The sequence below is a fragment of the uncultured Holdemanella sp. genome (assembly GCF_934754935.1).
Taxonomy (GTDB): Bacteria; Bacillota_I; Bacilli_A; order Erysipelotrichales; family Erysipelotrichaceae; genus Holdemanella.
In genome coordinates, this window is the sequence record NZ_CAKVJB010000004.1 from 56,621 (window position 1) to 68,809 (window position 12,189).

15 protein-coding genes and 1 other annotated feature (1 of these 16 running past the window's edge) are annotated in these 12,189 nt (G+C 33.4%); all 15 genes read left to right on the top strand.

The window, feature by feature from the left end; translation table 11 throughout:
- Window positions 1-12, top strand: a binding site (T-box leader) (it extends 194 nt beyond the left edge of the window).
- A gap of 32 nt (window positions 13-44) precedes the next feature.
- The 15 genes from hisZ to thyA all read left to right on the top strand — a co-directional run bounded on the left by hisZ (window position 45) and on the right by thyA (window position 12,184).
- On the top strand, window positions 45-1,151 hold the full coding sequence (gene hisZ, locus Q0E86_RS01925; protein ID WP_295754252.1) for an ATP phosphoribosyltransferase regulatory subunit: 1,107 nt from the start codon (window positions 45-47) through the stop codon (window positions 1,149-1,151).
- Window positions 1,151-1,798, top strand: coding sequence for an ATP phosphoribosyltransferase (hisG, locus tag Q0E86_RS01930; protein ID WP_295754284.1), 648 nt, complete (start codon window positions 1,151-1,153; stop codon window positions 1,796-1,798). Before hisZ ends, hisG begins: the two co-directional genes overlap by 1 nt.
- On the top strand, window positions 1,779-3,059 hold the full coding sequence (hisD, locus tag Q0E86_RS01935; RefSeq protein WP_295754253.1) for a histidinol dehydrogenase: 1,281 nt from the start codon (window positions 1,779-1,781) through the stop codon (window positions 3,057-3,059). Before hisG ends, hisD begins: the two co-directional genes overlap by 20 nt.
- Window positions 3,059-4,072, top strand: coding sequence for a histidinol-phosphate transaminase (locus tag Q0E86_RS01940; RefSeq protein WP_295754254.1), 1,014 nt, complete (start codon window positions 3,059-3,061; stop codon window positions 4,070-4,072). Before hisD ends, Q0E86_RS01940 begins: the two co-directional genes overlap by 1 nt.
- The gene (gene hisB / locus Q0E86_RS01945; RefSeq protein ID WP_295754255.1) at window positions 4,059-4,640 is read left to right on the top strand and encodes an imidazoleglycerol-phosphate dehydratase HisB; all 582 of its coding nucleotides are present in this window, start codon (window positions 4,059-4,061) and stop codon (window positions 4,638-4,640) included. Before Q0E86_RS01940 ends, hisB begins: the two co-directional genes overlap by 14 nt.
- Window positions 4,637-5,236: an imidazole glycerol phosphate synthase subunit HisH gene (gene hisH, locus Q0E86_RS01950; RefSeq protein ID WP_295754256.1), complete on the top strand. Its 600-nt coding sequence runs from the start codon at window positions 4,637-4,639 to the stop codon at window positions 5,234-5,236. The genes hisB and hisH overlap by 4 nt, the downstream gene beginning before the upstream one ends.
- Complete coding sequence (gene hisA, locus Q0E86_RS01955; RefSeq protein ID WP_295754257.1) at window positions 5,237-5,947, top strand: 1-(5-phosphoribosyl)-5-[(5-phosphoribosylamino)methylideneamino]imidazole-4-carboxamide isomerase; 711 nt, start codon at window positions 5,237-5,239, stop codon at window positions 5,945-5,947.
- Complete coding sequence (gene hisF / locus Q0E86_RS01960) at window positions 5,941-6,696, top strand: imidazole glycerol phosphate synthase subunit HisF (RefSeq protein ID WP_295754258.1); 756 nt, start codon at window positions 5,941-5,943, stop codon at window positions 6,694-6,696. The genes hisA and hisF overlap by 7 nt, the downstream gene beginning before the upstream one ends.
- Entirely contained in the window at window positions 6,693-7,025 is a 333-nt protein-coding gene (gene hisI / locus Q0E86_RS01965; RefSeq protein WP_295754259.1) for a phosphoribosyl-AMP cyclohydrolase, read from the top strand. The genes hisF and hisI overlap by 4 nt, the downstream gene beginning before the upstream one ends.
- Window positions 7,018-7,524, top strand: a complete 507-nt coding sequence (locus tag Q0E86_RS01970; RefSeq protein WP_295754260.1) for an NUDIX domain-containing protein — start codon at window positions 7,018-7,020, stop codon at window positions 7,522-7,524. Before hisI ends, Q0E86_RS01970 begins: the two co-directional genes overlap by 8 nt.
- Window positions 7,525-7,884: 360 nt before the next feature.
- On the top strand, window positions 7,885-8,268 hold the full coding sequence (locus Q0E86_RS01975; protein WP_295754261.1) for a hypothetical protein: 384 nt from the start codon (window positions 7,885-7,887) through the stop codon (window positions 8,266-8,268).
- Between the two features lie 76 nt (window positions 8,269-8,344).
- Window positions 8,345-9,121: a glutamate racemase gene (murI, locus tag Q0E86_RS01980; RefSeq protein WP_295754262.1), complete on the top strand. Its 777-nt coding sequence runs from the start codon at window positions 8,345-8,347 to the stop codon at window positions 9,119-9,121.
- The gene (locus tag Q0E86_RS01985) at window positions 9,118-10,497 is read left to right on the top strand and encodes an aminopeptidase (RefSeq protein WP_295754263.1); all 1,380 of its coding nucleotides are present in this window, start codon (window positions 9,118-9,120) and stop codon (window positions 10,495-10,497) included. Before murI ends, Q0E86_RS01985 begins: the two co-directional genes overlap by 4 nt.
- Window positions 10,498-10,500: 3 nt before the next feature.
- Complete coding sequence (locus tag Q0E86_RS01990) at window positions 10,501-11,334, top strand: HAD family hydrolase (RefSeq protein ID WP_295754264.1); 834 nt, start codon at window positions 10,501-10,503, stop codon at window positions 11,332-11,334.
- On the top strand, window positions 11,321-12,184 hold the full coding sequence (gene thyA / locus Q0E86_RS01995) for a thymidylate synthase (RefSeq protein ID WP_295754265.1): 864 nt from the start codon (window positions 11,321-11,323) through the stop codon (window positions 12,182-12,184). The genes Q0E86_RS01990 and thyA overlap by 14 nt, the downstream gene beginning before the upstream one ends.
- Window positions 12,185-12,189 lie beyond the last annotated feature (5 nt).

Consider the following 12,189-nt stretch of genomic DNA (forward strand, 5'->3'; position numbering starts at 1 on the left):
TTCGTCCTTAGGACGGAAGTTTTTTTGTTTATAGGGAGGTCATTATGCAGCAGATACAATTACCACAAGGAATGAAAGATACAATTTTACAAGAATGTGAAAAGAAAAAATATCTACAAAATACTTTAGAACAAATTTTTGAATCCTTTGGATATGAAGAAATTATTACACCAACAATTGAATATTATGAGACATATGAAAATGCGTTTAAAAATATTCAAACGACGGATATGTATAAATTTTTTGATGAAAATGGAAGGATCTTAACATTAAGAACCGATATGACCGTTCCGATTGCACGTGTGTGCGCAAGTAAGTTTAAAGATTCAAAACCTCCATTTCGCTATCGATATACTTCCAATGTATTTAAAGTACGTCAAAAGTTTGCCGGCAAAAGAAGCGAAGTTACAGATTGTGGCATTGAATTAATTGGATTGGATTCAAAAAGTGATGTTCAAGTTTTATGTTGTGCTTTAGAAGTGATGAAGAATTTTAAAAACTATACATTAGAAATAGGAAATGTTCAATTCTTTCAGGCTGCCTGTAAAGTCGTCCGCCTAAGCACAGAAGAAATCAATACTTTAGCAGATTTAATTGATAAAAAGAGCATGGTCGATTTAAAAGTATATTTAGATTCACTATATTTAAGTGAAAAAATTGTGGATTTCTTTATGCACCTGCCATTTCTTTGTGGAGATGTAAATATTTTAGATGACGCATACGCATATTGTTTTGATAAATCTTTAAAAGATGTTTTAGATTCCATGAAAGAATGCATTCAATCCTTAAATGAATTGGGATATTTAGAAAATGTAACAATCGACTTAGGAAAAGTAGCCCATCTTGACTACTATACAGGAATTATTTTTGAAGGCTATGTATCTGGTGTTGGAACAAGTATTTTAAGTGGAGGAAGATATGATTGTTTACTTAAAAAATTTGGTCGAGACCTACCCGCTTGTGGCTTTAGTGTAAAACTAGATCCACTTATTGATCATGTCGATGTGCAACCTAAAAAGAAATTTATAATTTATTATCCAGAATCTAAACAAATTGAAGCTATAAAACAAGCAAATACATTGCGAAAAGAAGGAAGTGTCATATTAGAGCCTTCCTTAAATGAAACAATTTATGTAAAGGAGGTAGAATGATGGGTTTATCTATTGCACTGACAAAAGGACGTCTAGAAAAACAGACCGTATCTATGTTAGAAGAATTAGGATACGGAATTGAAGCTCTAAAAGATAAGGGACGTGCACTCGTTTTTAAAGATTCAATCGAAGATATTCAATATTTTTTAGTGAAATCCAATGATTGTATTACTTATGTCAATCATGGAGTTGCCGATATTGGTGTTGTAGGTAAAGATACAATTCTAGAGAATGAGAATGATAATTATGAATTGTTAGATTTAAAAATTGGAAAATGTAAATTCATTGTGGCAAGTCTACCAAAAAATAAATTGTTTTCAAAAGTAGGACATATCAAGATTGGTACTAAATATCCAACGGTTGCCAAACAATATTTTTTATCAAAAGGTATGGATGTGGAAATTATTAAAATTGATGGTTCCGTTGAATTAGCTCCTATTCTAGGTTTATGCGATGGAATCGTTGATATTATGGAAACAGGAACAACACTAAAGGAAAATGGTTTAGTTGTTTTAGATACAGTATGTGATATCAGTGCTCGTGTCATCGTAAATAAGGCAAGTTTTAAATTAAAACATAAAGAAGTTATGAAAGTGATCGAAGATTTAAGTAGGAAGGTGAATGAAAATGTTGACACGAATTTATAAAGAAGATAAAGATGCATTAAAAGAATATTTGATGTCACGTACGCAAGATCTAAGTACAGATGTATTGGTGACAGTATCAAATATTATTCAGGATGTAAAAAATAATAAAGATGAGGCATGTTTAAAATACACTCGTGAGTTTGATCATGTTTCGTTAGATACAATGGAAGTGACTGAAGAAGAATTAGATGCACAGATTTCAAAATGCGATACAAATTTTGTAGAAGCTATGAAACTTGCTAAAAAAAATATTGAGGATTTCCACAAACTTCAAAAACAAAATGGATACTTACTTCAAAAAGAAATGGGCATCTATTTAGGACAAAGAGTTCTACCTTTAGAAGCTGTAGGCATTTATGTGCCTGGCGGACGCGCCCAATATCCAAGCAGTGTTTTGATGAATGCACTTCCCGCAAAAATTGCCGGGGTAAAAAATGTAGTGATGGTGACACCACCCGATAAAGAAGGAACGATTCACCCAAATATTGCGTATGCTGCCAAGCTTGCAGGAGTGAATAAAATTTATAAGATTGGAGGAGCTCAAGCCATTGCGGCCTTAGCTTATGGCACACAAACGATTGATCGTGTGGATAAGATTGTAGGTCCAGGAAACATCTTTGTGGCAGCTGCTAAAAAATTAGTCTATGGAACCGTTGATATTGATATGATTGCAGGTCCAAGTGAAATCTTAGTTGTAGCGGATGAAAATGCCAATCCAGAATACGTATCGGCTGATCTGTTGTCGCAAGCCGAACATGATCCTATGGCAAGTGCCATTCTTTTGACGACAAGCGAAGAACTTTTAAGTTTGGTGAATCAACAGCTTTTAAAACAAAGTGCAGTTTTACCTAAAAAAGAAATTGTTGAACAATCCTTAAAGAATTATGGTAAGGCCATTGTTTGCGATTCAATTGAAGAGTGTATTTCAATTAGTAATGAGATTGCACCTGAACATTTAGAATTAATGATTTCAAATCCAATGGAACATTTACAAGAAGTAAAAAATGCAGGTAGTGTATTCTTAGGTTATTATACTTGCGAAAGTATTGGTGACTATTTTGGGGGAACCAACCATGTTTTACCTACCAGTGGAACCGCACGTTTTTCAAGTGCATTATCTGTAGATAGTTTTATTAAAAAATCATCATATTTATATTATTCAAAACAAGCTATTGAAACTTACGCAAAGTATATTGAGACGATAGCTAGTGAAGAGCATTTACAGGCACACGCAAATGCCGCAAAAGTGAGGGAAAAATAATGGTGCAGGGATATAAAACACATGTACAGTCAGGGATTTTATTGAATGCGAATGAAGCAAGTCAAAATGTGGATGAAGCTATTAAACAAGAAATTATAGATGCGATTTCAAATTTATCCTTAAATCGTTATCCAGATACAACTTGTCAAGAATTGCATCGCTTATATGCAGACATTATGAATGTCCCATCTTCTTGGATCTTATCTGGAAATGGATCGGATCAAATGTTGGGATTCTTGATTCAATATTATTTGCGGGATAATAAAACACTGTATACATTGAGTCCAGATTTTTCTATGTATGACTATTATGTAGGGTTGAATCATTCTAAAATTGAAAAGTATGAAACAAATCAAGATGGTTCATTTGATGTGGATGCGTTTATTTCAAATGGAAAAGATAAAAAAGTAGATATGGTTTTATTTTCAAATCCCAATAACCCTACAGGAAATGCGATCACATTGTGTGAAATGAAAAAAATTAGTGAAGCCTTTAAAGAAATTCCTGTTATTTTTGATGAAGCGTATATGGAGTTTGGTAAAGAAAGTGCAATTTGTTTGTTGAAAGAATATCCACATGTTTTTGTATGTCGAACATTATCTAAGGCATATGGTCTTGCAGGAATTCGTTGTGGTTTTATGTTAGGACAACAAGTTGAAAAATTAAGAGATTTATTTATTCCATATGCTTTAAGTAGTGTGACACAAACCATCGCAAGTGTTGTCTTAAGACATGCGGATGCGTATAAAGAGAATATTGCGACAATTATCTCAGAAAGAGAAAGAATGTATCAAGAAGTAAAGGGATTTAAGCAACTGACAATGTATCCTTCGAATGCGAATTTCTTATTTGGAAGAAGTGAAAAAAAGGATTTGTTGCTTGAAATGTTTAAAGAAAAGAACATCACGATTCGAAATTATGAAGATGCAAGTTTTCGTATAACGATTGGTACAAAAGAAGAAAATGAAATGGTATTAGATGTTCTAAGGAGATTTGAGTATGCGAATAGCTGAAAAAAGTAGAGATACAAAAGAAACAAAAATCTATGAAAAAATAAATTTAGATGGAAATGGAAATAGCGAAATTGATACAGGAATTGGTTTCTTTGATCATATGTTGACTTTGTTTGCGTTTCACTCTAATTTTGATTTAGTTGTAAAGGCAAATGGAGATTTAGAAGTATGTGATCATCATACCATCGAGGATTGCGGTATATTATTAGGAAAATTATTTTTAGAAGCATTAGGCGATAAAAAAGGAATTGCTCGTTATGGAAGTATGAATTTACCTATGGATGAAGTATTGTGTAATGTCACACTTGATATTAGTGGACGTCCATATTTAGTTTTTAATTGTGATTTGAATCGTGAAAATATAGGAACGATGTCTTGTGAAATGGTCGAAGAATTTTTTAGAGCCTTTAGTGTTGCGGCAGGTGTTACACTACATATTAATGTGTTCTATGGAAAGAATGATCATCATAAAGTAGAAGCAATATTTAAAGCGTTTGGTCGTGCTTTAAAACAAGCTGTGAAAATAGAATCGGATAAGATTCCTAGCTCAAAAGGAGTGTTAGAATGATTGGAATTATAGATTATGGCATGTCCAATTTGCACAGTGTAAAAAATGCTTGTGACTATCTAGGACTAGATAGTGTTGTTTCAAAAGATGTATCTATTTTATCTAAATGCGATAAATTGATCTTACCAGGTGTTGGAGCTTTTCAAGATTGTATGAATACTTTACATTCAATTGGCTTATATGATTTTATTGTTCAACAAGTGAAAAAAGATATTCCATTATTAGGAATTTGTTTAGGGATGCAAGCCTTGTTTGAATCGAGTGAAGAAAATGGATATTGCCAAGGTTTTGGCTTTATTAAAGGCCATGTTTGTCATATGGAAGACACAAGTGTAAAGATTCCTCAGATTGGTTGGAATGCTTTAGAAAGCAATCAGGATCAAAATATATTTAAAGAAAATACATATGTGTATTATGTGCATTCTTATTATGCCAAAGATATGGATGATAAAGATTTAATTGGATATTCTATGTATGGAAATATGAAAATACCTGGTTTAGTTATGCATAAACATATTATGGGATGTCAGTTTCACCCAGAAAAAAGTGGGGAAGATGGATTAAAAATATTGGAGTATTTTGGAAAGGAGTTCTAAATGATTGTTTTACCAGCAATAGATATATTAGATGGAAAGCCGGTTCGTTTATATCAAGGCGATTATGGTCAGTCAAAATGTGTGGCAGAAGATGTATTGGCTTGCGCAAAAACCTTTGAAAAAGAAAAGGCCAGTTATTTGCACGTGGTTGATTTAAATGGCGCCAAAGAAGGCAGTCGAGTGAATGCCGGTTTGATTTGTGAAATTGTAAAGACTTGTCGTTTGCCGATTGAAGTCGGTGGCGGAATTCGTACTATGGAAGCTATTGATTTTTATATTGAAAATGGTGTATCCAGAGTAATTCTAGGAACTTCAGCTATCCAGGATATTGGCTTATTAAAAGATGCAATTAAAAAATATGGTTCAAAGATTGCGGTTGGCTTAGATTGTAAAGATGGTTATGTCTGTACTTCAGGTTGGCTAGAAACAAGTCGAGAATATTATTTGGATTTTGCGAAAAGAATGGAAGAAATTGGTGTAAAGACATTGATTTGTACAGATATTTCAAAGGATGGTACATTACAAGGACCGAATTTTGAGATGTTAGAAGCGCTTAAGAATCATGTATCGTGTAACATCATTGCCTCAGGTGGTGTGCGTGATTTGTCACACATTCAAAAATGTAAAGATCTAGGGTTGTATGGGGTCATTGCCGGTAAGGCAATTTATGAAAAAACATTAGATTTGAAAGAGGCGATCAGCATATGTTGACAAAAAGAATCATACCTTGTTTAGATGTAAAAGATGGTCAAGTTGTCAAAGGCATACATTTTGTGGGTTTGAAAGAAGTGGGAGATCCAGTCGCCTTAGCGAAAAAATATTATTTAGATGGTGCCGATGAATTGGTGTTTTTAGATATTAGTGCAACGGTAGAAAAAAGAAAAACAATGGTCGATGTTGTTAGGCGTGTCGCAAAAGAAATATTTATTCCTTTTACAGTAGGTGGAGGTATTTCTACCATTGAAGATGTACATGCTATGTTGATGGCTGGAGCTGATAAGGTAAGTTTAAATAGTGCAGCCATTCGAAATCCTTCTTTAATTGAAGAGGCTAGTAAACGATTTGGCAATCAATGTATCGTATTGGCTGTGGATGCAAAAAAAAGAGCCGATAATACAGGTTGGAATGTGTATGTAGAAGGTGGAAGAAAAGATACAGGAATCGATTGTATGGAATGGATCTTAAAGGGTGTATCTTTAGGTGCAGGAGAAATTTTGTTGACAAGTATGGATGCGGATGGCACTAAAGATGGTTTTGACTTAGAGTTATATAAAGCTGTTTCTAGAATTGTAAATGTTCCTGTGATTGCTTCTGGGGGATGTGGTAAATTAGAAGATTTTAAATCGGCATTAGAAGTGAGTGATGCGGCACTTGCGGCTAGTATTTTTCATTATGAAGAATCTAGTGTTCAAAATGTAAAGAAATATCTAAAAGAAGAAGGAGTTGCGGTTAGACTATGATACAGTTGGATTTTAAGAAACAAAATGGCTTGATTCCTTGTATCGTTCAGGATGTGGAAACAAAAAAAGTGCTTATGCTCGCATATATGAATGAGGAAAGTTATAAACAAACAGTTGAAACAAAACTTGCCACTTATTATTCTCGTTCAAGACAAAGTTTATGGGTTAAAGGAGAAACGAGTGGTCATTATCAGCATGTGAAAAAGATTCGCATTGATTGTGATGAAGATACGATACTATTAGAAGTTAAACAAGTAGGTGCTGCATGTCATACAGGGCATTATTCTTGTTTTTATAGAGATGAAAATGGAGATTGTGTAGATGAGTGAATTTATTGATTTGTATGATCGAAATCGGAATTTATTAAATAAAGAAGTAGATCGCAAAACCTATTTGTTTCAGCCTGGAGAATTTATGATGTATGTCTTGGCTATTTTGGAGAATGAAGAAGGAAAATTCTTGGTTACACAAAGAGCTCTCAATAAAAAATGGGCTGCTGGACATTGGGAAATGCCTGGTGGAGGTGCTAAAAGTAAAGAATCAAGTTTAGATGCGATCAAGCGTGAAGTTAAGGAAGAAACGAATCTGGACGTAAAAAATGGTCGAGTTGTTTATTCTTATTTTAATGAGGATAATGATCGACATGATAATTATTTTGTGGATATTTATCATTTTAAGTTTGACTTTGATTTAAGTGATGTGACAATTCATAAAAATGAAAGTATAGATTGTAAGTGTGTTACTATAGAAGAATTGATTTCAATGAATCAAGAACAATCTTTTTTGCATTATGAAAGAATTATGAAGGCTTTACAACAAGAAAAATAAGATTAAAATATAGGTGTAAGTTCTATGACTGAAACACTACCAACTACTTCCTTTATAGGTCATAGACTGACAGAGGGTAAGCTTGCTTACCCTTTTTATATGTGCTATTATTTATTTGGCAGTGTGATGAGCTGCCAAAGGGACATGCAGAGCGTGGTAAACTCTGCGAAGGAAAAGTGGATTAGAGAGTATAGATAAAATGTGGTGGTTTTATCTATACGGAATTTTGTTTGTTTACGAGAACATAATAATATTAGATACAAACAAAATTCATGTAATATTTATATGAGGATATAAATATTACAGAAAGCGGTTTAAGGAAGTGATGAAAGCCTTAAACCTCTTTTTTTTGGAGGATATATGAAAATTTCAAATTATTTTGCGAAAGAAAAAATGGATGATGTAACATTCATTCAGACATTTATAGAAAAATTAGATAATTTAACGAATGAAGATATTTGTTGGGCAAATTCAGATTTAAGTGAAGATAATGAAAATGTTCAATCTTTATTGATGGAAATGGTTCTTTCTTTTTATGCGACAGATTTAGTCAACATGAAAGATTGTGAAGATTACTTGGTAAATAAAGAATTTGAAGCGATGTCATTTAAAGAGCTTCAAGCAGCATTGATTCAATTATTTCACAATGACAGAGTGCATCCGGATAGTTTGATTCATAATGGAATTGGAAAAAAAGAATTGTTGAATATCTTAAAAGAAATGAATAAACGATTGAGTCATTGACGCATCCTGGTTTGAGTACTTGGATGTTTTCTTTATACGTTGTATAATTGAAAAGATGAAAAAAGGAGCGTTTTGTATGAATTCGAAAAGTCCGATTGGTGTTTTTGATTCAGGATTAGGTGGAATTAGTGTTTTACACACGATGCATTGCTTACTTCCTAATGAAAATTTAATTTATTTAGGAGATAGTAAGTACAATCCTTATGGAACAAAGACAAAAGAAGAAATCACTAAGCGATGTGTTGCGATATGCGATGAATTTATAAAACAAGATGTAAAGGCAATCGTAATTGCGTGTAATACGGCAACAAGTGCTTGTGTTAAGTTTCTAAGAGAAAAATATGATGTAGATATCATTGGGATGGAGCCAGCTTTAAAAGTGGCATGTGATCGAGGCGATAATCAAAGAATTGCGGTATGGGCAACCAAACTTACTTTATCCGAAAAGAAGTTTGCGAATTTGATGGATCGATTTAAAGATGAACATCATATTGTGAAAGTACCTTGTCCAAAACTGGTAAGAATGGTTGAAGATGATAAATTGGATGATGTAGACCTTGTAGAATCTGTATTAAAAGAGTATTTAGAGGCTTGTGATTATAAAAATCTAGATAGTATTGTTCTTGGGTGCACCCATTTTCCTTTTTACACAAAATATTTAGAAAAACTATGTCCAAATATTCATATTATTGAAGGTAGTGTGGGAACAACATTGCATACTAAGGATTTGTTGGAACAAAAAAACTTGTTAAATATGAGTGATGAAATAGGAAATATTACTTGGATGAATACAATGGAGTCAAAAATAGAATTATCAAAACGCTTATTTAAAATGTTGGAGGTAGAAGCATGAGTGAAGTAGTTTGGAATAAATATTCAAAAGAAGAATTTGAAGATGTTATGAAATTCAGTGATGGATACATTGATTTTTTGTCAGATTCTAAAACAGAAAGAGCTTGCGTAAAAAATGCGATCGCATTGGCAAAGTCATATGGTTATCGTGATATCAAAGAGGTCATCGAAAATAAAGAAATTTTAAAGGCTCAAGATAAAGTGTATGTAAATATGATGAATAAATCGATTGCGTTGATGCACATTGGTTCAAATCCTTTAGAAAAAGGAATGAATATTTTAGGTGCTCATATTGATAGTCCTCGTTTAGATTTAAAACAAAATCCATTATATGAAGATGGAAATCTAGCTTATTTAGATACTCACTATTATGGTGGAGTTAAAAAATATCAATGGGTTACTTTACCTTTGGCTATTCATGGTGTTGTTTGCTTAAAAGATGGAACAACTGTTGATATTGCGATTGGAGATAAAGAAAGTGATCCAGTATTTGTGATCAGTGATTTGTTGATTCACTTAAGTGCCGATCAATTACAGAAAAAGGCAAATGAAGTGATTGCCGGGGAAGATTTAAATGTAACAGTTGGATCCATTCCATTGGAAAACGAAGAGAAAGATGCAGTTAAGGCAAATGTAGCTAAGATTTTGAAATCAACTTATGGTTTTGAAGAAGAAGATTTTGTTTCAGCTGAATTAGAAGTGGTTCCTGCAGGACGTGCAAGAAGCTGTGGTTTTGATTCAAGTATGGTATTAGGTTATGGTCATGATGATCGTATTTGTGCTTATACAAGTTTAATGGCTCAATTGGAAGCTGAAAATGTAAAACGTACAGCTGTTTGTCTATTAGTAGATAAGGAAGAAGTTGGATCTCAAGGAGCAACGGGTATGCATTCTATGTTCTTTGAAAACTTTGTTGCCGAAGTGATGGAATGTATGGGGGATTATTCAGCTTTAAGTGTGAAACGTGCAATGATGAATTCAACAATGCTTTCAAGTGATGTTAGTGCTGCGCATGATCCAATTTATGCATCGGCATCAAGTCCAAGAAATCAAGCTGAATTTGGAAAAGGTATCGTATTTAATAAATATACTGGGGCTCGTGGTAAGAGTGGATGTAACGATGCGAATGCTGAATATATCGCATTAATTCGTCGTATCATGGATGATCACAATGTGGCATGGCAAACAAGTGAACTAGGGAAAGTAGACCAAGGTGGCGGTGGAACAATCGCTTATATTTTGGCAAACTATGGAATGCAAGTTATTGATTGTGGTGTAGCATTACATAATATGCATGCGCCATTTGAATTGGCTAGTAAAGCTGATATTTATGAAGCAAAGAAAGGGTATGCAGCATTCTTAACTTACGAAGGATAATTTATGGAACCGATAACTTTGATTGCGACAGATTTAGATGGAACTTTCTTAAATTCAAAAAAGAAAGTTTCAGATTTGAATCGTGATGCAATATCAAAATTGAAAAATCACGGCATTTTATTTGGGATTGCTTCTGGTCGTCCTGTTGAAACAGTACGTGCTATGTTGAAAAGTTGGCAGATTGAAGATAGCGTCAGTTTTATAATGGGGATGAATGGTGGTGTCTTATATGATTTAAGACAACGCACAAAAGAAGAGTATCATGTACTAGATGGAGAAGTTGTATTAGATATCATTCATTTCTTTGAAGATCTAGATGTAGATTTCTGGATTTTAGAAGGAGCCACTCGATATACAAATCGTACAAGTATAGAAACACAAGAACATGCTCGAATTTTTGGTGAAACAGAGATTGAAATCGATCTTGAACCATATCTAGAGAATAATACTTGTAATAAGTTGATTATTCATTGTGATAAAGAATATATGCCGATTGTATTAGAGCGTGCTAAACAATATAAGAATGAGGCTTGTGTTGGTTTTTTAACAGCCGATAACTTATTAGAGTATGTAGACCCTAGAATCAATAAGGGATATGGAATTGAAAAGGTCGCAAAGCACTTTGGTGTAAAACTTGAAAACTGTGTTGCGTTTGGAGATGAACAAAATGATATGGAAATGCTTCAAAAGGTCGGTATGGGAGTCTGCATGAAAAATGGCTCTAAGCAAGTTAAAGAATGTGGTGCATTTGTGAGTGCGTATACAAATGATGAAAGTGCAGTGGCTCATTTTATTGAAGAAAATATTTTAAAGGAGGACATGGATGTCATACTTTGATGATGTATATTGCGGATTATGTAAAGATATTTTAGAGAATGGAGTTCAAGTGCATAACCGTACAGGAATTGATACGATTAAAATTCCAAGTGCACATTTCCATTTGGATTTAGCCAAAGAATTTCCTATTTTGACAACGAAACAATTATTTATTCGTCAGGCCGTTACAGAAATGTTATGGATCTATCAAGCACAAAGTAATGATGTTCGTTGGCTTCAAGAAAGAAATGTTCATATTTGGGATAAATGGGAAATCAATAAAGATGGAGACTGGATCGATGAAAATACAGGGAAGGTATTAAAGCATTTTGATCCAAGTTTTGCTCATACGATTGGAACCGCTTATGGATATATTGTAAAAAAATATGATTTAATGAATAAGCTTTTGAATTCTTTAAAAAATGATAAAGAAGATCGCAGACGCGTCATTTCTTTATGGCAAGATAGTGAATTAGATACGGCTGTACTTCCAAGTTGTGTGTGGAGCTCAGAATGGGATGTGACAGATGGTAAATTGAATATTTGGGTTCATCAAAGAAGTTGTGATGTTCCTTTAGGATTGCCTTTTAATGTTACACAATATGCAGTTTTATTGATGATGGTAGCTCAAGTTACTGGATTAAAACCAGGTACGATCGATTGGTCTATCAAGGATGCACATATTTATGTAAACCAGGTTGATGGAATCAAAGAACAGCTGAATCGTTATGAAACAAAGGGTTCTTTACCTGCACCAGAATTATGGTTGAATCCGGATATTACAGATTTCTATGATTTTGATCCTACAAAAGATGTTAAGTTGAATGGATACGAGCATATGGGAAAAATTAGTTTTCCTTTAGCACAATAGGTGAT

Bases quoted from the DNA above. Each gene is read 5' to 3' on its own strand.
- hisZ (WP_295754252.1), top strand. From the start codon at position 45: ATGCAGCAGATACAATTACCACAAGGAATGAAAGATACAATTTTACAA.
- hisG (WP_295754284.1), top strand. From the start codon at position 1,151: ATGGGTTTATCTATTGCACTGACAAAAGGACGTCTAGAAAAACAGACC.
- hisD (WP_295754253.1), top strand. From the start codon at position 1,779: ATGTTGACACGAATTTATAAAGAAGATAAAGATGCATTAAAAGAATAT.
- Q0E86_RS01940 (WP_295754254.1), top strand. From the start codon at position 3,059: ATGGTGCAGGGATATAAAACACATGTACAGTCAGGGATTTTATTGAAT.
- hisB (WP_295754255.1), top strand. From the start codon at position 4,059: ATGCGAATAGCTGAAAAAAGTAGAGATACAAAAGAAACAAAAATCTAT.
- hisH (WP_295754256.1), top strand. From the start codon at position 4,637: ATGATTGGAATTATAGATTATGGCATGTCCAATTTGCACAGTGTAAAA.
- hisA (WP_295754257.1), top strand. From the start codon at position 5,237: ATGATTGTTTTACCAGCAATAGATATATTAGATGGAAAGCCGGTTCGT.
- hisF (WP_295754258.1), top strand. From the start codon at position 5,941: ATGTTGACAAAAAGAATCATACCTTGTTTAGATGTAAAAGATGGTCAA.
- hisI (WP_295754259.1), top strand. From the start codon at position 6,693: ATGATACAGTTGGATTTTAAGAAACAAAATGGCTTGATTCCTTGTATC.
- Q0E86_RS01970 (WP_295754260.1), top strand. From the start codon at position 7,018: ATGAGTGAATTTATTGATTTGTATGATCGAAATCGGAATTTATTAAAT.
- Q0E86_RS01975 (WP_295754261.1), top strand. From the start codon at position 7,885: ATGAAAATTTCAAATTATTTTGCGAAAGAAAAAATGGATGATGTAACA.
- murI (WP_295754262.1), top strand. From the start codon at position 8,345: ATGAATTCGAAAAGTCCGATTGGTGTTTTTGATTCAGGATTAGGTGGA.
- Q0E86_RS01985 (WP_295754263.1), top strand. From the start codon at position 9,118: ATGAGTGAAGTAGTTTGGAATAAATATTCAAAAGAAGAATTTGAAGAT.
- Q0E86_RS01990 (WP_295754264.1), top strand. From the start codon at position 10,501: ATGGAACCGATAACTTTGATTGCGACAGATTTAGATGGAACTTTCTTA.
- thyA (WP_295754265.1), top strand. From the start codon at position 11,321: ATGTCATACTTTGATGATGTATATTGCGGATTATGTAAAGATATTTTA.